Origin of the sequence: Halolactibacillus halophilus (genome assembly GCF_900115605.1) — a bacterium.
Lineage (GTDB): Bacteria > Bacillota > Bacilli > Bacillales > Amphibacillaceae > Halolactibacillus > Halolactibacillus halophilus.
In genome coordinates, this window is record NZ_FOXC01000027.1 from 1 (window position 1) to 21,895 (window position 21,895).

The window sequence follows — 21,895 nt, forward strand, 5'->3', positions numbered from 1 at the left end:
ACTATTATCTTAACCCTTTTCCTCAATAAATTTCAACTCTTCATAACGTTCCAACCCTTGGTATATCAACGAAAATTTTATACTTTCCTATACTACAAAAAGAGCCCGGCCCTCTCTTAATAGAGAGGGCCGGGCTTGACTCAAGCAGACGGAATATCTTGTGCTGAATATTTATGATCTAAATCAACGAACTTGTTATACTCCTTCACAAAAGCGAGTTCAACCGTCCCTACTGGACCGTTACGTTGCTTAGAGATAATAATTTCAATGATGTTTTGTTTTTCTGATTCTTTATCGTAATAATCATCACGGTATAAGAAACCAACAATATCCGCATCCTGCTCAATTGAACCTGATTCACGTAAATCGGACATCATCGGACGTTTATCTTGTCGTTGTTCTACCCCACGTGATAATTGAGATAAAGCAATGACAGGAATTTCTAATTCACGAGCTAAACCTTTTAAAGACCGAGAGATTTCCGATACTTCTTGTTGACGGTTTTCTTTGGCATTAGCACCACTACCTTGGATGAGCTGTAAGTAGTCAATTAAAATCATACCGAGGCCATGCTCTTGCTTGAGTCGTCGACACTTGGAGCGGATTTCATTCACGCGTATACCTGGTGAGTCATCAATAAAGATCCCGGCATTCGATAAACTCCCCATTGCCATCGTGAGTTTTGTCCAGTCTTCAGCTTCTAAGTTACCGGTTCTAAGCCGCTGGGCATCGATATTACCTTCAGCGCACAACATACGACTAACAAGCTGGTCGGCCCCCATCTCTAAACTAAAGATAGCGACATTTTCATCCGTTTTAATCGCCACGTTCTGGGCCACATTTAAAGCAAAGGCTGTCTTACCAACTGATGGACGAGCAGCCACGATAATAAGGTCATTACGCTGGAAGCCTGAGGTGATGTGATCTAAATCTTTAAATCCGGTTGGAATCCCGGTCACATCACCCGTGTTTTGGTGCAGCTGTTCAATATTATCATAGACATCGATTAGGACGTCTTTAATATTTTTAAACGCATTGGCATTTTGACGGTTACTGACATCAAGAATATTTTTTTCCGCTTCACTTAAAACATCTTCAATCTCATCTTCACGGTTAAAGCTTTCGGTCACAATATCCGTTGCCGTTCTAATCAACCGGCGTAATACAGACTTTTCTTCGACAATCTTTGTGTAATAACTAATATTTGCAGCCGTTGGGACGGCATCGGCCAGTTCGGTTAAATAACTGACACCACCAACTTCTTCGAGTAATTTACTACTGTTTAATGCATTGGTCACCGTCAGTAAATCAATCGGTTCACCACGGTCACTCAGCTGCATCATTACTTGAAAAATGCGTTGATGACTGGGACGATAAAAGTCTTGTGGAATAAGAAATTCCGAGGCTGTAGACATCGCCTCTGGCTCAAGAAAGATAGCACCAATGACGGCTTGTTCGGCTTCAATACTATGGGGCGGGGTTCTCGTATCTACATATTCTTCACTCATCGCGTTCACTCCCTTGATCTGTTTTTACCCTCATCTTACTCAGGTAAAAATAAAGAGAGGAATAGCTCCCCCTCTTTTTTACATCGTTATTGTTCTAGTACATGTACTTTAATTTCACCTGTCACATCGTTATGAAGTTTCACTGGGACGTTGGTATAACCAAGAGAACGAATTGGTTGATCCAGTTCAATTTTACGCTTATCAATTTTAATCTTATGTGTTTTTTGTAGTTCTTCTGCGATTTGTTTACTTGTAATAGAGCCGAATAAACGTCCGCCCTCACCCGCTTTTGTTTTCAACGTCACTTCTAGTTTCTTTAACGTGTCTCTCAATTTTTCTGCTTCTTTTACTTCTTCTTGTTCTTTTTGTTTCTCTTTATTTTTTTGTGCTTCTAATCCTTTTAAGTTACCCGCCGTTGCTTCAATCGCTATATTATTTTTCAGTAAGTAGTTCCGCGCGTAACCCTCTGATACATTTTTCACTTCACCTTTTTTACCTTTACCTTTTACGTCTTGTGTAAATATAACCTTCATTCGTCATTTCCTCCTTCAAATAATTCATCTAATATGCCAAGCAGCTGAGCGTACGCTTCATCGATTGACGTATCTGCGAGTTGGGTAGCTGCGTTCGTTAAGTGGCCGCCACCTTCCATCTGTTCCATCACCCGTTGAACATTCACATCACCTAATGACCGGGCACTAATCCCAATTCTTCCATCACTTCTCTCTGATAGAACAAATGCCGCTTCTATCCCGCTCATTGTCAGCAGCGTATCCGCTGCTTGAGCAATCACGACGGGACCAAAGCTTTCACCTTTTCGTGCGCGGGCAATCGCAATCTGGCCATGATGGATCATTGCTTGTTCAATGATGTGGGCACGTTTAATATAAATATCTAAATCTTCTTCTAAGAAGCGTTGGACTAAGATTGTATCTGCACCTTTAGAGCGTAAGTACGAAGCAGCATCAAAGGTTCTTGACCCTGTTCTAAGCGTAAAGCTCTTCGTATCGACAATAATCCCCGCCAGTAGCGCGGTTGCTTCTAAACTTGTCAGTCTTAAACGCTTCGGCTGATATTCTAGTAACTCTGTGATTAATTCAGCTGCTGAAGAAGCATACGGCTCCATATAGACTAAGATTGGTTGATCGATAAAGTCTTCACCGCGGCGATGGTGGTCAATCACAACGACATGTTCTGTCTTATTGAGCAGTTTTTCCTCTTGAACAAGCGCCGGTTTATGGGTATCAACGACAACGAGTAACGTTTGTTTGGTGACCATTTCTAACGCTTCTTCACGTGTAATAAAGTACTCACCAAGCGACGTTGCCTCTACTTCACTCATCAAACGATCAACACCTGAATCGAACTCTGCTTCATCAATCACTACATACGCTTCAACATCATTACTGAGGGCCATTTTTAAGACTCCAATCGATGAACCGATCGAATCCATATCGGGATTCTTATGTCCCATAATCATGACTTGTTCACTTTGAATGACTAAGTCTTGTAAGGCATGTGAGATGACCCGGGCTCTAACGCGGGTACGTTTTTCCATTGGGTTTGTCTTCCCGCCGAAGAAACGGACCTTTCCTTCATGATCTTTTAAGACCACTTGATCCCCACCTCGTCCTAAGGCAAGATCTAAACTTGACTGAGCTAACTCGCCAAGCTGCGGCAGTGAAAGTTCCCCGTACCCGACACCAAAGCTTAACGTGAGCGGGACATTTTTATTATCGGAGATCAGTTCACGCACTTCATCTAAAACATCAAACTTCGTCTGTTCGAGTTCATGAAGGATTTCTTTATTGAAAATCGCTAAGAAGCGTTCTTGTGAAATGCGTTTTAAATAAATACCATAACGAGATGACCATGCGTTAAGCAAGGACGTCACGTCAGAGTTGACATGACTTTTTGCGGTATCATCCATACCTGAAGTGATTTCCTCATAGTTATCTAAAAAGATAATCCCTAACACCGTTTTCTCATTGGAATAACGCGTTTGAATATCAATTTGTTTTGTTCGATCTGAGAAATACAGTAACCGTTCTTCTTTTCTGATTGAGACGAGAAAGCTTTTGTCTTCGACATCAATCGTAATATGGTCTTTTTCTTCTTTAATAGCTTGTAGTAATTGTTGGTCGAACACATCAAGCGATTCCCCGACAAGGGTATCACTGTCACTAAAGCCATTCATAAAGCGATTGACCCATTCAATTTGGTAGTTCTCACTATAGAGCACAATACCAATCGGCATCTCAAGGAGAGCTTCTTCGCCGACTTTCTTCACCCGGTGTGAGAGGGTGGAGATATACTCTTCTTGTTCTTCTGTAATTTGATGTTCTTGCTTAATGGTATAGTAAAGCGCAAGACCTAAAAGAATGGTCATCAGTAAACCAAGTGGCCATGCGATAAACCATGTAAACCCTAAAAGTAAAAAGGATAGCACATAATTAATAATGATGTGCTTTTTTAGTTCTGGTTTCCTCCACCATTTTTGCATCGTCTTCAACTCCTACTAATCTGAGGATGGTAGCATTATTTTAATCGTTTTCGTAACATAAAGCCTATATCAATTATACCTAAGATTCGGGTGACGTACAGACCTACGGGTAAAATCACTAAGCTAATGACGAAAAGGACAATCCCCAATACTTTTGACTGTTTCTTATACTGTAAGTAATAGAACATAAAGGATAATCCTTGAATCGAGAATAATAACCCAAAGACTAATAAGACATTCATTAATATAATTGTCATGAGTGCGTCTGGACCAAATTCAATCAAGTTAATCACCATCACGACTAAAAACAACCAAATTGTTGCTTTTGGTAGTTGCAAACGATAAAACGGTGGGAAGCGGAAGTTTGCTTCTTGATGAATATTATTCACCAGTTTGTAACTAAGCCACTGTAAGATGAGCGCAAAAATAAATGAGCCAATCAGTAAGATCGCAGGTAAGAGATCTAAGACAATTAACATCTGTTGCTCTATCGTGTTTAGCATCTCCTCGGTTACTTCAATCCCCGTCCCCTGAATCAATTGTTCTGACTGCATGAGTGATTCTTGAATAATGACCCGATATTCTGTCATCAAACTAACACCCATCACATTCTCAATCATAAAGACAAGAATAATAAAACCAACCATATAACCGAGCGTGCCTTGCGCTAGCATTTCATAAGGATGTTTCTGTTTACGCATTGCTTCTCCTACAAATAGTCCGACAATAATCGACAGACCAGCTAATGGTAAGGAAATTAAAAATAACGTAAAAGCAAACAGCAAAGTGCTCACTAAAACAATGCCGCTCATCAATAATCCGCGCTTATAACCATACTTGTACGTGAAAATTGTAAGTGGTACAGGCATTAATACGACAATGAATAAGGTAGCTGCTGGTAAGATCGATGCGACGACAAGTAAAACAATAAATAACGCCCCATAGATGACCAAGTCCTTGATCCATTGATTGTGTTGTTCTTTCATACATACACCTCAATATATTCATAGATTTACGACCGTTCTTTTATCCGGAAAACTCACTGATTTATGAGTAAGTCCAGCTATTTAAGTATAGCAAATAACCGCTCGTTAAAACAGGTGATTGAGTGATTCCTCTAATTAAACGCGTCGTTTCATGCTTAAATAATTATAACGATTCCATGTTCAAAGCACAAATCAAAGGAATTTATGGCTTATTGTCAAACTTTTTCGAAAAAACGCTGTCGTTTTAATTGTTCCTTGTTATAATAAACAAAAAGACAATAGCGACTGGAAACGGGGGATAAATCATGTTAAAGACCATTTGTTTTGATTTAGATGACACATTACTTTGGGATAAAAAAAGTATTCAGACAGCCTTTGATAAGACATGCGAATCAGTAGAAGGTATCGATAGTAAAGCGTTAGAAGAAGCAGTAAGAACGGCAGCCCATCGCCTTTATCAAACCTACCCAACGTATGAACATACTCAAATGATTGGGATTAATCCATTCGAAGGGCTATGGGGCACATTTGATGACCCTGGCGAGGCGTTTCAAAGTATGAAAGAAACAATACCAGGTTATCAATTAAACGCCTGGAAGGAAGGTTTACTGGCCATTGGGATTGATAATGAGACACTTGCGATTGAATTGCGTGAAAAATTCATCTTTGAGCGTAAACAACACCCCTTCACTTATGAAGAAACTTACGCGGTGCTTGATGCATTAAAGGATGACTACACCCTGCTTCTTTTAACGAATGGTGCGTCGTCATTACAACGTACGAAATTAAAAATCACACCGGAGATTGCCGAACGCTTTGATCATATTGTTATTTCTGGAGAGTTTGGTCGCGGTAAGCCGGACCCAGCGATTTTTGAACACGCCCTTACGCAAGCGAACACAGATAAAGAAGATGCGATCATGATTGGTGATAATTTAAATACGGATATTTTAGGTTCCAATCGGTTAGGCATGAAAAACATTTGGATTAACCACCATAACCAAACAGCAACCGAGATTCAACCGACTTATGAAGTCAAACGTTTAAAAGACGTGTTACCGATTATTAAGCGCCTATAGCTTAAAGATTGTCATTTCCGAGGTTCTTTGATAGGATAATCTAAACGGACAGACTTTTCCCTCACGCCTGTGAGGGATTTTCTTATGGGTTAACCGACCTCGGTTAATCTACACATTCAAAACACTAAAAGAGATAAAGAGATGTATGTGTTTTTTGGGGGTATTATATGTATCATGCAGAAACAGTGAAAGAAAAGTTTCAATTATTTTTAAGAATTATGTGGCCAATTATGGTGACACAAATCAGCCTTTCAATGATGAACTTAGTTGATACCGTCATGGCTGGGCGAGTCGGCACGACTGACTTAGCTGGTGTGGCAATTGGTGCCAGTGTTTGGTCACCTGTATTCACCGGGATGAACGGGGTTACCTTAGCCGTCACACCCATCATTGCTCATCATTTAGGGCGAAATGAAGAACATAAAATTCACAACACAGTCATGCAGGCGATTTATTTAGCCTTTATGATTGCGGTCACGATTATTATCGCGGGTTTCTTCCTTGTCTCACCGATTCTAAACATTATGGATTTAGAACCTGGTGTCCAACACATTGCGAAAAACTACTTAGGTGGGTTGGCCTTTGGGGTTATTCCACTGTTTGTTTCAAATGTTTTAAGAAACTTTTATGATGGACAAGGTCTCACCCGAATTTCAATGTTTATCACTATTCTTGCCGTTCCTTTTAATATTTTCTTTAACTATAGTTTAATCTTCGGTAAGTTTGGTCTGCCTGCCCTCGGTGGTATTGGGGCTGGTTATGCGACAGGGTTAACTTTTTGGGTGATCCTTATAGCAAGTATCTTTATGCTGTTTAAGATTGATATGATTAGACGGTTCCGAATTTTTGTTGATTGGGTCAAGCCTTCCCTTTCCTCTTTTAAAGAACAATTAAAAATTGGGGTGCCGATTGGCTTATCCATCTTCTTTGAAGCGAGTATCTTTTCGGTTGTGACCCTACTCATTGGGGCGATGTTCTCAACCGTGATCATTGCCGCAAATCAAGTCGTCATCAGTTTTACAACGCTGATCTTTATGATCCCTTTGAGTTTATCAATGGCCTTAACGATTGTCGTTGGTTTCTCTGTTGGTGGTGAACGATTAGATAACGCGAAACAATACGGTTTTCTCGGGGTATTAAGTGGTATTGGCGTTCTTGGCCTTGCGGCCATCTTTATGTTTTTTAACCGTGAATGGATTGCCAGCTGGTACTCGACTGATCCTGAAGTGATTCGTTATGCCGGTAATCTTTTCCTAATTGCGATTCTTTATCAGCTCTCTGACGGAGCGCAAGCTGGTTTACAAGGCGTTTTACGCGGTTATAAAGATGTAAAAGTACCGTTTTTCATCGCCTTTGTGTCTTACTGGTTACTCGGCATTCCGATTGGCTACTCACTGGCCCGGTTTACAGACTTAGGACCGTTTGGTTTATGGATTGGGATTTCGATTGGCTTAACCGGTGCAGCGATTGGCTTTTTAACGCGGTTACGGATTATCTATCGCAAACAGAAAGAACTTGTAGCAAGTCATTAATAACATAACATCATGCATACAAAAACCGGTACAGATCTGTACCGGTTTTTGTTGTCTCATTATGTATTCGTAACTTAATTAAACAATCTCTCATATGATGAGATTTCTGCATACTAAGCATTGACGCGCCATTTTAATCGTCAAACCCCTAAATCATACGTGTATAACAAACAGATAAACAGGGCTTCATTTAAATGATCTACGAAAAAATCAATCCGGTAACTGCGAGGCGGTAATGCTTTATCATACGACATTATAATGATGACTTCATCATTTAACCATACCTTTGTTTTTTTACTGCCAAAGTCTTTCTCAATTTTATATTCCAATCCATCGCTTGAAACACTCGCTCGTGGATGAGATTTCACCATACTTTGGTCTTTTAAGAGATAGGTTGACTGCTTTTTCAAATCAAATAATGTCCACCGAGGACGACCAAAAATCTTTACTGTATCAATTGTCTTTGCAATCACCTCTTCTTTACGACGCACCTGTATATTGGTGATGAACCCTGGCATGATACCGGTTAAAATTTTTTGCCAAGTGTTTATAAAAAACTTTTCAAGGACAAAGACATTAACACCATTTACTTTTACAGGAACGCTCTTCATTGAATTCGTAAGTGCAGGCATATCAAAATAGTATGTCGTCATATTCTCTCCTCTCTTTGATTAAGTCATCTTAAATGTTTTCAAATGGACCCTTACAATATAATTCAATAGCTACTCTAATCCCTTAAATCAATACTCATATTTTTTTATGAGTTGGTTGTTTGAATCTTTTAACATTAAAACAATACGATCCGCCAAATTATAGTCACCATAAAATTCAATTAGAAAAACATTGTTATTAACTTTGGCTGTTTGTGAGTAAATAAGCTTATCATCTTTCGTATAATATTGAATGGCCACTTCAGAAACATCCTTGATGTTAACGAGTCCCCATATAAATCGCTTATTTGAATCTGGGTGCACATATTGATCGCCATAAATAAAGTCCAATGGCTCAGTGCCAGTCGCTGTCTTTATCTCTGGTATGATAGAATTTTCTCCATTACCGTTATACTTATATGTTGAATCCTTTGTTAAACTACCAATCACAAGTTGGTCGTCGATTTTAAATATGACAACACCTTCTTCCTCTAAGTAATAGAGTATTTCTTCAGTAGAGTTACTATAATCCTTAAGAGCTTCAGAAGGTATATTTGCACCTTTGCCAGAGTTCGAGCAACCAGAAAGAACAAAGATTAAAACAATGATTAAATACAATTTTTTCATTTTCATCTTCCTTCCTCTATAAATTAATTGATTCTTAAGCACTTCTTGGTTGAGTTTTAAGAATAACTATTTTATAAAATATCTCATAACAAAAACTATATCTATATATTAACATATTATTCATAAAATACAAATAATCCCTTTAATTTTGCGTACGATAACGATTATATTGAAGGTATTAATAATAAAATCAAAGTCTTGAATCGCGTCGCATACGGCTATCGTAATTTCAAAAATTATAAGAATCGAATTCTTTTACATTTTGTGTACAAACCAGTTGAACCAAAGAATAAAAAAACACAAAATAAAACACATGTTTCAGCAGTATAAAAAAGCCGAAACATGTGAAATATAAGCTTAAAATTATTGGTTAAAACTTCTCACCAACACTATTGACAAAGAACCAAAAAACCTATGATTCTATCCCACTTATGTAAGTGAGAGTAGAAAACATAGGTTTTATTGTTGGTAATTATTCTGCAACGTATGGTAATAAAGCCATTTGACGTGCGCGCTTGATAGCTGCTGTCAATTTACGTTGATATTTAGCTGAAGTGCCTGTAACACGACGTGGAAGAATCTTACCACGCTCTGATACGAAACGCTTTAGTAATTCAACATCTTTGTAATCGATGTGTGTAATTCCGTTTGCTGTGAAATAACAAACCTTACGACGTTTTGAACGTCCACCGCGACGAGGTGCCATGTGAAATCCCCCTTTACTTATTTAGAATGGTAAATCATCGTCTGATATATCAATAGGTTCCATATTATCGTTAGGAGAACCTGTTGGTTGACTGTTTTGATTATAATTTGGCGCTTGCTGTTGATTCTGGTTCTGGTACTGATTGTTTTGATAACCTCCAGACCCTTGTCCGCCACCTTGTGATTGACCGCCTTTAGAATTTTTAGATTCTAAAAACTGTACAGAATCAGCCACAACTTCTGTAACATATACGCGTTTTCCGTCTTGGTTGTCATATGAACGTGTTTGGATACGACCATCTACACCGACAAGAGAACCCTTACCCATGTAGTTTGCTAAATTTTCAGCTGGTTTTCTCCAAATAACACAGTTAATAAAATCTGCTTCACGCTCGCCTTGTTGATTGGAAAAAGGTCTATTTACAGCAATAGTGAAATTAGCAACTGCTACTCCACTTGCAGTATAGCGTAAGTCTGGATCCTTCGTTAATCTGCCGACAAGTACGACACGATTTAACATGAGAACCCCTCCTTATTAGTCTTCTAAGCGAATAGCCATGTGACGAATAATATCGTCAGAGAACTTAGCTAGACGATCAAATTCTTTTGTAGCTGCTTCTTCACCTGTATAATTTACAAGTACGTAGTAGCCATCACGGAAATCGTTGATTTCATAAGCAAGACGCTTCTTGCCCATTTCTTCAGCTTTAACATCTTCCGCTCCATTATCAGCAAGGATTGTGTTGAAACGCTCAACTACAGCTTTTTTAGCTTCGTCCTCAATGTTTGGGCGGATGATGTACATGATTTCATATTTTCTCATCCGTATACACCTCCTTTTGGTCTTAACGGCTCTTTAGTTTGCTAAAGAGCAAGGAGTAATAATTTTTCATTACTCACAATCAAATATTATACCAAATAACCTTTAAAGTTTCAAGGGATTCGTGAAACTTCTCCCGATTATTCTATTATACGTTAAATCGGAAATGAATAACGTCGCCATCTTTCACGATATATTCTTTACCTTCCAAACGTACTTTCCCACGTTCTTTTGCTACGCCCATTGACCCAGCATCGACAAGATCATCGTACGACACCGTTTCGGCGCGAATAAAGCCGCGTTCAAAGTCCGTATGGATAATACCTGCTGCTTGTGGGGCTTTAATGCCCTTCACAAACGTCCAGGCGCGCACTTCTTGTTCACCGGCGGTGAAATAAGTAGCTAAACCAAGTAATGAATAGGTCGCTTTAATCAATTGGTCTAAACCAGACTCTGGAATACCTAATTCTTCAAGGAACATCTCTTTTTCCTCGCCGTCTAATTCGGCGATTTCTGATTCTACTTTTGCACTAATAATAATAACTTCAGCAGCATCTGTTGCCGCAAATGCTTTTACTTTTTTCACATACGGATTCTCATCCGCTTCAAGTAATTCATCTTCACCTACGTTAGCCACATAGAGGATCGGCTTTTGCGTTAATAAATGAAGGCCTTTAACGGTTTTTAGTTGCTCTTCAGTAAATTCTACTGAACGGGCAGGTTTTTCGTCTTCAAATGCGTCTTTTAGCTTAGTCAGAATATCAAATTCAATTAAGGCATCCTTATCTTTTTGACGAGCTAATTTTTCAACGCGTTGGAAACGTTTTGTCACCGTTTCTAAATCCGCAAGGATTAATTCGAGGTTAATTGTCTCAATATCTGAGATCGGATCAACGGTACCCGATACGTGGGTAATGTTTTCATCTTCAAAACAACGTACAACGTGACAAATAGCGTCAACTTGACGAATATGTGAAAGGAACTGGTTACCTAGCCCTTCCCCTTTACTCGCTCCTTTTACAATTCCAGCAATATCTGTGAATTCAAAGGCTGTTGGGACTGTTTTTTTCGGTTTGACGAGTTCTGTTAATTTGTTTAAACGTTCATCGGGTACTTCTACAATCCCAACGTTGGGATCGATGGTACAGAAAGGATAGTTTGCTGATTCTGCACCTGCTTGTGTAATTGCGTTAAATAATGTTGATTTACCCACGTTAGGTAAACCGACAATACCTGCTGTTAATGCCATATTTCTTTTCCACTCCTTAAGGGTTTGCCACTACAAGTAACGTTACTGCCCTCATTATAGTGAGGGCATGATTAAAACGCAAGTTAGTGTAATCAATAAAACTTGCGTTTTAACGGTCTATATCGTCATTTCATTTCACTTTTCAGCTGAAATATAGGGCCTATTTTGTCTGTTTTTTAAAAACAGGATTGAATTGTTTGAATTTGATGCTTTATGCTGAAGTTTCATTGTTACATTCTCAAATGTTTCACGTGAAACATTTAGTCTGCTGTTTCTTCTGGTACGTGAGCAATCAATACTTTCTTTAGCTTTGATTCGAACTTTTTTCGTGGAATCATGACGCTGTGATCACAACCCGTACACTTAATTCGAATATCCATCCCTAAACGAATGATTTCCCAGCGGTTTTCTCCGCATGGATGTGGCTTTTTCATTTCGACAATGTCATGTAAATGATATGTTGGTTTACTCACTACAACGCCTCCTTTTCACTTTTACCATTCTACCATTAGACGGGTTGTTTAGGCTAGTTATATTATTTAATTAACTAATGAATTGATAGCCAACAAGCAGAACAGTAACAATAAGAAGTGCAGGGATTAAGTTCGCAATTCGAATCTTGGTCATCCCCAACATATTAAACCCAATCGCTGCTATCATTAACCCACCTGTCGCTGTCATATCGACAATCCATAAATCTAAAAACGCTTCTGGCACGTAACGGTAAATAACAACAGCCAGTAAGGCGATTGCTCCTTGATAGATGACGACCGGAAATACCGATAAACCAACCCCAATTCCTAGTGTTGTTGTTAAAATCATTGAGGTAAAGCCATCAAGAATTGATTTCGTATATAAAATACTGTGATCATATCTAAGACCACTATCAAGTGCTCCGACAATGCCCATCGCCCCAATCACAAAGATTAAACTTGCAGTAATAAATCCTTGTGATATCCGTTGATCAACAGATTTTTTACTAATAAGCTGTCCAACACGATCACCAAATTGATTGAGTCGGTCTTCTAACTTAAATACTTCACCTAAAATACCACCAAACATTAAACTGAGAATCACAATGATTATCTGATTGACCTCAAAGGCCATCTGAAAACCAATAAGAATGACAGCTAAACCTACGGCATTTAGTGCTGTTTCTTTATATTTTTCATCAATGTTTTGTAGAAACAAACCAATTACGGTACCAATAATAATCATCATTCCATTGACAATTGTCCCTGTTAAAGCCATGAGCCACCTGCTTTCCTATGCTAATGTTTCACGTGAAACATTAGCTAATCTGTTGATTGTTAGCTTTTTTTCTGTTGTTCCACGTGAAACAATCGTAAAGAAAATGCCTCGCCACCCTGAATGGGAAAGCCAGACATTATTCATTAATCATTTAATAATTCAATGATCCGTTCTAAATCTTTATTGTTATAGTATTCAATTTCAATCTTGCCTTTTTTCTTACCTTGATTGATCTTAACGCTTGTTCCGAAGCGTTGTCGCAATAGTCGTTCTTGCTCGGCAACAAAAATATCTTTTTTAGGCTTTGTTTTTTTCTTTGTTTCCTTCACTTCATTAAGTGACTGAATCAACTGCTCCACCTGACGAACATTGAGTTTTTCAGTAGTAATCTTTTTAACGATGTTATCCAAGGCTTCTTTGTCTTTCAGTCCAAGTAAAGCCCGACCATGTCCCATAGATAACTCACCATTATTAATCATTGCTGTCACTTGTGCTGGTAATTGCAACAAACGGACCAAGTTCGCAATATGAGGACGACTTTTCCCTAGTTTTTGAGCTAAATCTTCTTGAGTTAAGCTATATGACTTCATTAAGTTTACATACGCTTGCGCTTCTTCAATTGGCGTTAAGTTTTCACGTTGTAAATTCTCTAACAACGCCAGTTCCATCATTCGCTGGTCATCCATATCTTTAATGATGACAGGTACTGTCTCAAGTCCAGCCTCTTTAGCTGCTCGGTAACGGCGTTCACCGGCAATGATTTCAAAGCCTTTAACGGCCTCTCTCACTAACAATGGCTGAATGATGCCATAAGTTAAAATCGATTGCTTCAGTTCTTCGATTGCTTCAACTTGAAACGTTTTACGCGGTTGATAAGGGTTGGGACGGCACTTTGTTAGTTCAACTTCAACAACTTGCCCTTCTTTTACTGTTTCATTCTCATTTAATTCTGGAAAGAACGCATTAATGCCTTTACCTAGACCTCTAGCCATTTGACATCACTTCCTTCGCTAATTCAAGATAAACCTCAGCACCACGTGACTTTGGATCATATGTAATAATCGGCTGGCCATGACTAGGTGCTTCTCCTAACCGAACATTCCGTGGAATGATGGTTTGATAGACTCTGTCCTGGAAATACTTCTTTACTTCCTCAATGACTTGTAACCCCAAATTCGTCCGAGCATCAAGCATGGTAAGGAGCACGCCTTCAATTTCAAGTGATTTATTTAAATGCTTTTGCACTAATCGGACCGTGTTTAATAATTGACTGAGTCCCTCAAGTGCATAATATTCACACTGAACAGGGATAATCACACTATCTGATGCTGTTAAGGCGTTTAGCGTCAACAGACCGAGCGACGGTGGGCAATCAATAATAATATAGTCATAGTGAGGAACGGAAGAAGCTAACGCTTTTTTTAGTCTTGCTTCTCGTGAGATCGTTGGTACGAGTTCAATTTCAGCCCCTGCAAGTTGAATTGTGGCAGGCACAACATCTAAGTTTTCTACATTTGTAGGTATCACAACATCTTTTGCGTCTAAGTCTTCGACAAGCACATCGTAAATGCATTGGTCGACGTCTGCTTTATTTACACCTAACCCACTTGTAGCGTTACCTTGTGGGTCAATATCGACAAGGAGTGTCTTGTGGCCAAAATAAGCTAAACATGCGCTTAGATTCACTGATGATGTAGTTTTCCCTACGCCGCCTTTTTGATTGGCTACGGCGATTACTTTTCCCATGGTAACACTCACCTCTAATTTTAGAACTTCCTTTCTATTCTATCACTATTTTAAAAATTATACAGCGCAAAAAAACAGATTCAAACACATTTAACCGAAATTTTTATAAAAATTGACAGTCACTGGCCTATTTTTTGATTTTCCTCCTTGTTTTTTGCTCTTTTTACTGTTTGCCAAAGGAGAAATTATAGTTTTCACGCACACAAACAGACTTCCGAGTATATCAGGAAGTCTGTTTGTGTTTATATTTCTATTATTTGTTGAGCCATGACTTTGCCGCTCGTGTCGGTGTAGCTGATGTTTCATAATAGAACGGACTTAACAAGATGCTTACTATCCCTAGGGCAATAGTCGTAAAAAATACCTCTTCAGCTGATATGAAACCAACTATACCTAACAGAGCTGGTGAAAAACTTATTACCAATAACTTCTGATTTATTCTTGCGGTCCGTTCATGCCAGTACTGTTCATGTTGACAATACGGACAAATTATAGCTGGTGTGAGTTTAACTGTTCGCTTGAGGACATGGTGCCATTTCCACTGTTGCTGGCACTTTTGACATTGAGTCATAGCCAATTTCTCCTTCTATTATATAGCTTAATAGAAACTGATTGCATCCTAGATGAACAATAACAACGACAACCATGAAGCCATAGTTGCCGTTATCTTGGCGGAAATAATAATAAGATTAGTGTTTCTTTGGTATCTTAATTGTAATTTGATAGTAGTCATCTAAATCTTGTTCATCTGTTTCCAGATTGACACCTGTATCGGATACCATTGTGAGTGATTGACGAATCGTATTCATCGCAATCCGCACATCTTTACTAACGCCTTTAAATCGTGGTTTTTTAGCTTTTTCTTTCGGTTCTAGTTGCTTTTTGATCTGTTCCTCTGTCTGTTTCACATTCAGACCTTTTTCGATGATTTCTGCTAGTAACTTTACTTTTTTTTCATCATCTTTTAAACGAATGAGTGCTCGCGCATGACGCTCGGTAATCAGTTTATCTGTAATGGCTTGATGCACCGCTTCTGGCAATTTCAGTAACCGTAATTTATTCGCAATCGTCGATTGACTCTTCCCTAATCGCTGCGCCAAGGCTTCTTGCGTAAGCTGATGCAAGTCGAGTAAACGTTGATACGCATAAGCTTCCTCAATCACGGTTAACTCTTCACGCTGTAAGTTTTCAATCAATGCAACTGATGCTGTTTCTTTATCATTCATTTCTCGAATAATCGCTGGAATGGTCTCCCATGCTAAAGAGCTAACCGCTCTAAAACGGCGCTCACCTGCGATGATTTCATATTTTTTCTCGTGATCAGCGATTTCTCTTACAACAATCGGTTGAATCATACCGTGGGTATGAATCGTTTGAGCTAACTCTGCAATTTTTTCTTCGTTGAATATGGAACGCGGTTGATAGCGGTTCGGAGTAATTTCTGCTAGTGGAAGTTGCATCACTTCATCCGGATTAATTGTCTCCTCAATCGTTTCTTCAATTGTGTCGACGTGTTCTTCCTTTGTTTGCTCTTTTTCACCCATACCAAATATGCGACCAAATGGAGGTAACATAATATACACCACCTTTTCTTCCGTCTTACCGATTCTACTATTTTTAATGAATGTTTCACGTGAAACATTCTCTATCTCTACTATTTGAATTCCTGTTACTTATCCATCCATACTTCTACTATTCTATCATATAATCAAATAAAAATATGCGATAATCCTTGAAAAAATATCGAATATCTTTTCTGGTCATGACAAAATCCCCATTAAGCTAATGGGGATTTGTTTGGTGTTCCTGGTTTTCTTGGGTATTGCTTCGGTGTTTGACGACGTTTAATGATTCTAACAATATTGCGTTCGCCTTGGTCTTCTGGTAAATCAAAAGTGAAAATACTATCTAACTCACCGCCGAGTAACTCAATCGCATTTTTAGCTTCTTTCAGTTCTGTTTCAGCATTTGGACCTTTCATCGCAATAAATTGGCCCCCCGTTTTTACGAGTGGTAAACATAACTCACTTAAAACAGACGTTTTTGCTACTGCTCGGGCAAGCACTAAATCAAACTGATGTCTGAATTGTTTATTGCGCCCGAATAATTCTGCTCGGTCATGATAAAACGCGACATCTGAGAGCTCTAAAGCCGCTGCTAAATGATTAAGGAATGTGATTCGCTTTTTAAGTGAGTCAACAATCGTAATTTTTAACTGCGGGAAACAAATTTTTAATGGAATACTAGGAAACCCTGCGCCCGCACCGACATCACAAATAGTTAAATCTTGGGTAAAGTCAACATAAAAACTAGCAGTAATCGAATCATAGAAATGTTTTAAATACACTTCCGTTTCTTCTGTAATTGCCGTTAAATTAATCTTTTCATTCCATTCAACGAGCGTGTTAAAATAAATATTAAATTGTTCGATTTGGCGTTCAGACAAGGTGATCCCTTCTGCCTGCAACCGTTCAACAAATTCTGTAATAGTCATAAAACGTTCCTTTCCTCCTGCCCATACGGCAGTTATTTCACTTACCGTTTTTCATCAGACAGACGCTTGATCTGACCTTGTTCGATATAGACGAGTAAAATCGAAATATCCGCTGGATTAACACCAGAAATACGTGACGCTTGTCCCATCGATAATGGACGAACTGTCTCAAGTTTTTGACGCGCTTCTGTTGCTAGACCGCTGATGGCACTATAATCAATATCTTCAGGAATCACCTTGTTCTCCATCTTCTTCATGCGATCCACTTGTTGATGTGATTTGGTAATGTACCCCTCGTATTTAACTTGGATTTCTACTTGTTCTTTAACATCAATATCAAGCGGGTTGTCTTCTTCAAGAATTCTCTCGATGACATCATACGTCACTTTTGGCCGCTTCATTAACTCTAATGCTTTTAACGGTTCTTTTAAGTCTGTTTCACCAAGCTCTTGAAGAATCGCATTGAGTTCTTCATTTGGTTTAAGCACAATTTTACTTAGACGTTTTTTCTCTGTTTCAATCGCCGCTAATTTTTGTTCAAAGGCGCTAAAACGCGCTTCGCTAATTAACCCTAAATCATGCCCTAGCTTCGTAAGACGCAGATCCGCATTATCATGACGCAACAACAGGCGGTATTCTGCACGTGAGGTTAGTAAACGATACGGTTCATTCGTCCCTTTAGTCACTAAGTCATCAATTAAAACGCCAATATACGCTTGTGAGCGATCTAAAATCAACGTGTCTAATGATAACGCATTGGCAGCTGCGTTAAGACCGGCCATTAACCCCTGACCAGCCGCTTCTTCATAACCAGATGTCCCATTAATTTGGCCTGCCGTATATAAACCAGAAATGTTTTTAACTTCTAAAGTTGGCCATAGTTGGGTTGGAACAACCGCGTCATACTCAATCGCATAGCCTGAACGCATAATTTCCGCTTCTTCTAAGCCGGGAATAGAGCGCAACATTTTATGTTGGACAAACTCTGGAAGTGATGTTGAAAAGCCTTGGACATAAACCTCTTCTGTATCACGTCCTTCAGGTTCTAAGAAGATTTGGTGACGCGGCTTATCATGGAAGCGAACGACTTTATCTTCAATTGATGGACAGTACCGTGGGCCAGTCCCTTTAATCATTCCTGAATACATTGCTGATAAACCTAGGTTATCATTAATGATTTCATGCGTTTCTTCTGTCGTATATGTGAGCCAACAGGGAATTTGATCGACGATCGCTTCCGTTGTCTCATAAGAGAAGTGGCGGGGATTATCATCCCCTGGTTGAATTTCAGTTTTACTATAATCAATCGAGCGTGAATTCACCCGTGGTGGTGTCCCTGTTTTAAACCGGACAATATCAAAGCCGAGTGCTTCTAAGTTTTCCGCAAGCTTAATCGAAGCACGTTGATTATTCGGGCCTGATTCATATGACAGATCCCCAATAATCACTTTCCCGCGCATAAACGTCCCAGTCGTAATAATGACCGATTTCGCGTAATAAGCTGCTTTTGTCTCGGTTAAAACACCCTTTACTTCACCGTCTTCTACAATCAACTCTTCTACCATCGCTTGGCGCAAGGTTAAATTATCTAACTGTTCGAGTTGATATTTCATCTCTTGAATATACAGTGGTTTATCCGCTTGTGCTCTTAAAGCGCGTACAGCGGGACCCTTCCCTGTATTGAGCATGCGCATTTGAATATATGTTTTATCAATCACTTTCCCCATTAATCCACCTAACGCATCAATTTCCCGGACAACCACACCTTTAGCTGGTCCGCCGATTGATGGATTACATGGCATAAAAGCAATCATATCTAAGTTGAGTGACAACATTAAAGTTTTAGCCCCGCGCTTGGCGGCCGCATGAGCCGCTTCTACTCCCGCATGTCCGGCACCAACTACAATAACGTCATAATGACCTGCATCATACATGTTTATCTTTATCCCCTTTGTTTTGTTACTTTCCTAAACAGAATTGTGAAAACAACTGATCAATTAAACTATCTTGAACCGTATCCCCAATTATTTCACCGAGTAATTCCCACGCTCTTGTCACATCAATTTGAATTAAATCAAGTGGCATCTCGCTATCAATCGCGAGATTAGCGTCGTTTAAACTTTGTTTCGCTTGATTAAGTAGCTGAATATGACGCGCATTTGATACGTAAGATAAATCACTCGCCTCAATGCCACCAGTAAAGAACGTATCCGCAATCGCTTGTTCTAACTGATCAACCCCTGCTTCTTCAATCAATGACGTCGAAACAACTGCTTTACCACCAATCAGACGTTTTACTTCCTCCTGGTCAAGCGTAGCCTCTAAATCCGTTTTATTAATAAGCACAATGACTTCCATATCCCGAACAATTTCGAGTAACTGACGATCCTCATCAGTTAAGACATCATTATTATTTAATACAAGCAAAATTAAGTCTGCTTCATTCAATACTTGACGTGAACGCTCGACCCCGATCTTTTCAACTAAATCTTCTGTTTCACGGATACCTGCCGTATCGACTAATTTAAGCGGCACACCGCGTACATTGACATACTCTTCAATAATATCACGTGTCGTCCCCGGAATATCGGTCACAATCGCTTTATTTTCCTGCACGAGCGCATTCATCAGTGATGATTTACCAACATTCGGACGACCAATAATCGCCGTTGAGATACCTTCACGTAAAATCTTCCCTTGTCTTGCCATCGCTAATAACTTCGTAATCTCATCAGAAACAATCGCAATCCGCTCTTTTAGTAAGTTTAACGTCATTTCTTCCACGTCATCATACTCTGGATAATCAATATTCACCTCAACATGAGCAACCGTCTCAATCAATTGTTGACGCAGACGCGTAATGAGTTTTGATAACTTCCCATCTAACTGTCTCACCGCTACATGCATCGCTTTATCTGTTTTGGCACGAATTAAATCCATCACCGCTTCCGCTTGTGATAAATCAATCCGGCCGTTAAGGAAGGCACGCTTAGTGAATTCACCAGGTTCAGCGAGTCTTGCTCCGTGGTAGAGGGCTAACTCTAATAACCGGTTGACCGATGCTAAGCCACCGTGACAGTTGATCTCAACCACATCTTCTCGGGTGAATGTTTTAGGGCCTTTCATGACACTGATCATCACTTCTTCAATCATTTCCTCGGTATCCGGTTCAACAATCCTACCGTAATGAATCGTATGGGAATCAACCGCCGTTAAATCTTTTCCGCGGTACATTTTATTCGCAATCTGAAGGGCCCGATCCCCACTTAAGCGCACAATCGCAATCGCTCCCTCACCAAGCGGTGTCGAAATCGCCGCAATCGTATCTAATTCCATCATCTTAACAACACCTCACTTTTATCTTTTTTCTAACCTTTTCTCTTACTTATTCATCTATTGAAAACTTACCCTTACAGTCTTTTTCAACACGTATCACTAACTAATTAGAATATCATAAATAACATAAAAATAATAGCCATACACTTATCCACTGTGGACAAGTGTATGGCTAGCTGATCATTCTCTAAATTCAAGTTATACACAAGCAAACTAACGTTACACATGACGCGTGTTATCCACATTTTTGGTGGCTAATTGAAGTGCTCTTTTTTCATTGATGATGAGTCCGGTTAAATGTCTATGCTATTGGAAGTCTGTAAGTTTACTATGCGTCATGATCACACCGTTATGCTGTCATCGTTAATGAGTTCGTCTAACAGAGCGGTAAACGCATCCCATGCTTCAGGAAACTTTTGATGACCACTTTTCTTCTGTTTGTATGTTTCAAATGTTAACTCAACTTTCCAAATCGTCCCGTCAAGAATATTGGGCTCAATGTATTTACTGTCCCAGCGTTTGATTCGAACCTTATCTAATCCTTCTCGCAGCTGTGCCATCTCCTGTTCATCTAACGTGCGCACACAAGGTGCTACCATTTTGCGTTGCTGATAATACGATAGTACATGTGTATCCATATCAACCGTTAACTCTAAAAATCCTTGATGAAAACCACCAATGGAAACAACTAAATGTGTGAGACGTTGTGACTGTTTCATCTTTTCACCTCTTCTGTTTAGTTTCATCGTACAAGTCATTTAAATAACTAACTTCTTTAACTTCATTATACGCGAATACGGGGTCAGTACGGAAATTTTTTACAAAACTTTCTCGTATCGCAGTCAAAAAGTCTATATCTCACGTTGTTAAATGAGGCTGATTGATAGCTCGAGATTTTTACCTTATAATGTTAATAGAAAGGATGTGTGATTGTTTGAAAAAAAGAAAAAACCATATTATATGGCTATCCGTTCTAGTCTTAGGTCTTTCCACTTATCATCTTATTGACCATGTTTCAAAACAAACAACTTATGAAGAAGTCATATCAGAGACAATTGAAGAAGAGTCCATTCAAAGCATCAGTATAACATCATATGAAACGGGCGAACGTATCACGGTAACAGATCCTAAAATGATCAATACCTTTATAAATGGCGCGTCTGATTCGAAATTAACGAAATCCAAGAACTCTGATGGCAATCCTCTAAAATATTTAGTATATTTCCACACCGATACAGAGCATTCCTATGATATTTATACAAGTTTAAGATTAAATGATTCTATGATCCAATACGACGGTGACTTTTATGCAGTTAATGATGATCATTTTGTTTACCAATTAACAGAAGATATTTTTTTAAAAAATAGTCAACAAGAAAACGAACAGTGATGAGTCGCTCCTTGTTGAC

Annotated in this window: 24 protein-coding genes and 1 pseudogene; 4 read left to right on the plus strand and 21 right to left on the minus strand. The window is 39.1% G+C overall.

Annotated elements, in window-relative coordinates:
• Nucleotides 1-140 precede the first annotated feature (140 nt).
• The 4 genes from dnaB to BM098_RS09550 all read right to left on the minus strand — a co-directional run bounded on the left by dnaB (nt 141) and on the right by BM098_RS09550 (nt 4,997).
• Nucleotides 141-1,508: a replicative DNA helicase gene (dnaB, locus tag BM098_RS09535; protein ID WP_089832755.1), complete on the minus strand. Its 1,368-nt coding sequence runs from the start codon at nt 1,506-1,508 to the stop codon at nt 141-143.
• Between the two features lie 86 nt (nt 1,509-1,594).
• Nucleotides 1,595-2,041 (minus strand): 50S ribosomal protein L9, encoded by a 447-nt coding sequence (rplI, locus tag BM098_RS09540; protein WP_089832757.1) that lies wholly within the window; start codon nt 2,039-2,041, stop codon nt 1,595-1,597.
• Nucleotides 2,038-4,011, minus strand: coding sequence for a DHH family phosphoesterase (locus tag BM098_RS09545; RefSeq protein ID WP_089832759.1), 1,974 nt, complete (start codon nt 4,009-4,011; stop codon nt 2,038-2,040). The genes rplI and BM098_RS09545 overlap by 4 nt, the downstream gene beginning before the upstream one ends.
• Before the next feature lie 35 nt (nt 4,012-4,046).
• Complete coding sequence (locus tag BM098_RS09550) at nt 4,047-4,997, minus strand: YybS family protein (protein WP_089832761.1); 951 nt, start codon at nt 4,995-4,997, stop codon at nt 4,047-4,049.
• A 305-nt stretch (nt 4,998-5,302) separates the two neighbouring features.
• On the opposite strand from BM098_RS09550, the gene BM098_RS09555 reads away from it, so the two are divergent.
• Together BM098_RS09555 and BM098_RS09560 are read left to right on the plus strand one after the other, a co-directional pair.
• A complete protein-coding gene (locus BM098_RS09555; protein ID WP_089832763.1) occupies nt 5,303-6,076 on the plus strand; it encodes an HAD family hydrolase in 774 nt (257 codons plus the stop codon).
• Between the two features lie 167 nt (nt 6,077-6,243).
• Nucleotides 6,244-7,608, plus strand: a complete 1,365-nt coding sequence (locus BM098_RS09560; protein ID WP_089832765.1) for an MATE family efflux transporter — start codon at nt 6,244-6,246, stop codon at nt 7,606-7,608.
• 140 nt (nt 7,609-7,748) lie between these two features.
• Here the strand turns inward: BM098_RS09560 and BM098_RS09565 are convergent, their stop codons facing one another.
• Together BM098_RS09565 and BM098_RS09570 are read right to left on the minus strand one after the other, a co-directional pair.
• Nucleotides 7,749-8,261, minus strand: coding sequence for a tubby C-terminal domain-like protein (locus BM098_RS09565; RefSeq protein WP_089832767.1), 513 nt, complete (start codon nt 8,259-8,261; stop codon nt 7,749-7,751).
• An 87-nt stretch (nt 8,262-8,348) separates the two neighbouring features.
• Entirely contained in the window at nt 8,349-8,891 is a 543-nt protein-coding gene (locus BM098_RS09570) for a membrane lipoprotein lipid attachment site-containing protein (RefSeq protein WP_089832769.1), read from the minus strand.
• A gap of 129 nt (nt 8,892-9,020) precedes the next feature.
• Here BM098_RS09570 and BM098_RS09575 point away from each other — a divergent pair.
• Nucleotides 9,021-9,215, plus strand: a pseudogene (locus BM098_RS09575) (transposase); the annotation flags it as partial.
• A 142-nt stretch (nt 9,216-9,357) separates the two neighbouring features.
• On the opposite strand, the gene rpsR reads toward BM098_RS09575, so the two are convergent.
• The 15 genes from rpsR to BM098_RS09645 form a co-directional block, all read right to left on the minus strand.
• Entirely contained in the window at nt 9,358-9,591 is a 234-nt protein-coding gene (gene rpsR / locus BM098_RS09580; RefSeq protein WP_062322823.1) for a 30S ribosomal protein S18, read from the minus strand.
• Between the two features lie 21 nt (nt 9,592-9,612).
• A complete protein-coding gene (gene ssb / locus BM098_RS09585; RefSeq protein WP_089832770.1) occupies nt 9,613-10,110 on the minus strand; it encodes a single-stranded DNA-binding protein in 498 nt (165 codons plus the stop codon).
• 15 nt (nt 10,111-10,125) lie between these two features.
• Nucleotides 10,126-10,413 (minus strand): 30S ribosomal protein S6, encoded by a 288-nt coding sequence (rpsF, locus tag BM098_RS09590; protein WP_062322818.1) that lies wholly within the window; start codon nt 10,411-10,413, stop codon nt 10,126-10,128.
• 145 nt (nt 10,414-10,558) lie between these two features.
• Nucleotides 10,559-11,659 (minus strand): redox-regulated ATPase YchF, encoded by a 1,101-nt coding sequence (gene ychF, locus BM098_RS09595; protein WP_089832772.1) that lies wholly within the window; start codon nt 11,657-11,659, stop codon nt 10,559-10,561.
• Between the two features lie 260 nt (nt 11,660-11,919).
• The gene (locus tag BM098_RS09600) at nt 11,920-12,132 is read right to left on the minus strand and encodes a DUF951 domain-containing protein (protein WP_089832774.1); all 213 of its coding nucleotides are present in this window, start codon (nt 12,130-12,132) and stop codon (nt 11,920-11,922) included.
• A 70-nt stretch (nt 12,133-12,202) separates the two neighbouring features.
• Nucleotides 12,203-12,910 carry a DUF554 domain-containing protein gene (locus BM098_RS09605; RefSeq protein ID WP_089832776.1) on the minus strand — a complete coding sequence of 236 codons (708 nt, stop codon included), beginning with the start codon at nt 12,908-12,910 and terminating at the stop codon, nt 12,203-12,205.
• 15 nt (nt 12,911-12,925) lie between these two features.
• Nucleotides 12,926-13,054, minus strand: coding sequence for a hypothetical protein (locus BM098_RS13870; protein WP_268762406.1), 129 nt, complete (start codon nt 13,052-13,054; stop codon nt 12,926-12,928).
• On the minus strand, nt 13,054-13,902 hold the full coding sequence (locus BM098_RS09610) for a ParB/RepB/Spo0J family partition protein (protein WP_089832778.1): 849 nt from the start codon (nt 13,900-13,902) through the stop codon (nt 13,054-13,056). The genes BM098_RS13870 and BM098_RS09610 overlap by 1 nt, the downstream gene beginning before the upstream one ends.
• On the minus strand, nt 13,895-14,656 hold the full coding sequence (locus tag BM098_RS09615) for a ParA family protein (RefSeq protein ID WP_089832780.1): 762 nt from the start codon (nt 14,654-14,656) through the stop codon (nt 13,895-13,897). Before BM098_RS09615 ends, BM098_RS09610 begins: the two co-directional genes overlap by 8 nt.
• A gap of 253 nt (nt 14,657-14,909) precedes the next feature.
• Entirely contained in the window at nt 14,910-15,227 is a 318-nt protein-coding gene (locus tag BM098_RS09620; RefSeq protein WP_089832782.1) for a TIGR04104 family putative zinc finger protein, read from the minus strand.
• A gap of 118 nt (nt 15,228-15,345) precedes the next feature.
• Nucleotides 15,346-16,230 carry a nucleoid occlusion protein gene (gene noc, locus BM098_RS09625; protein ID WP_089832784.1) on the minus strand — a complete coding sequence of 295 codons (885 nt, stop codon included), beginning with the start codon at nt 16,228-16,230 and terminating at the stop codon, nt 15,346-15,348.
• A 203-nt stretch (nt 16,231-16,433) separates the two neighbouring features.
• Nucleotides 16,434-17,150, minus strand: coding sequence for a 16S rRNA (guanine(527)-N(7))-methyltransferase RsmG (gene rsmG, locus BM098_RS09630; RefSeq protein ID WP_089832786.1), 717 nt, complete (start codon nt 17,148-17,150; stop codon nt 16,434-16,436).
• A 41-nt stretch (nt 17,151-17,191) separates the two neighbouring features.
• Nucleotides 17,192-19,084, minus strand: coding sequence for a tRNA uridine-5-carboxymethylaminomethyl(34) synthesis enzyme MnmG (mnmG, locus tag BM098_RS09635; protein ID WP_089832788.1), 1,893 nt, complete (start codon nt 19,082-19,084; stop codon nt 17,192-17,194).
• Nucleotides 19,085-19,109: 25 nt separating this feature from the next.
• The gene (gene mnmE / locus BM098_RS09640) at nt 19,110-20,486 is read right to left on the minus strand and encodes a tRNA uridine-5-carboxymethylaminomethyl(34) synthesis GTPase MnmE (RefSeq protein ID WP_089832822.1); all 1,377 of its coding nucleotides are present in this window, start codon (nt 20,484-20,486) and stop codon (nt 19,110-19,112) included.
• Nucleotides 20,487-20,827: 341 nt separating this feature from the next.
• Nucleotides 20,828-21,205, minus strand: a complete 378-nt coding sequence (locus tag BM098_RS09645; protein WP_089832790.1) for a hypothetical protein — start codon at nt 21,203-21,205, stop codon at nt 20,828-20,830.
• 215 nt (nt 21,206-21,420) lie between these two features.
• Here BM098_RS09645 and BM098_RS09650 point away from each other — a divergent pair, with 215 nt between their 5' ends.
• The gene (locus BM098_RS09650) at nt 21,421-21,876 is read left to right on the plus strand and encodes a hypothetical protein (protein ID WP_089832792.1); all 456 of its coding nucleotides are present in this window, start codon (nt 21,421-21,423) and stop codon (nt 21,874-21,876) included.
• Nucleotides 21,877-21,895 lie beyond the last annotated feature (19 nt).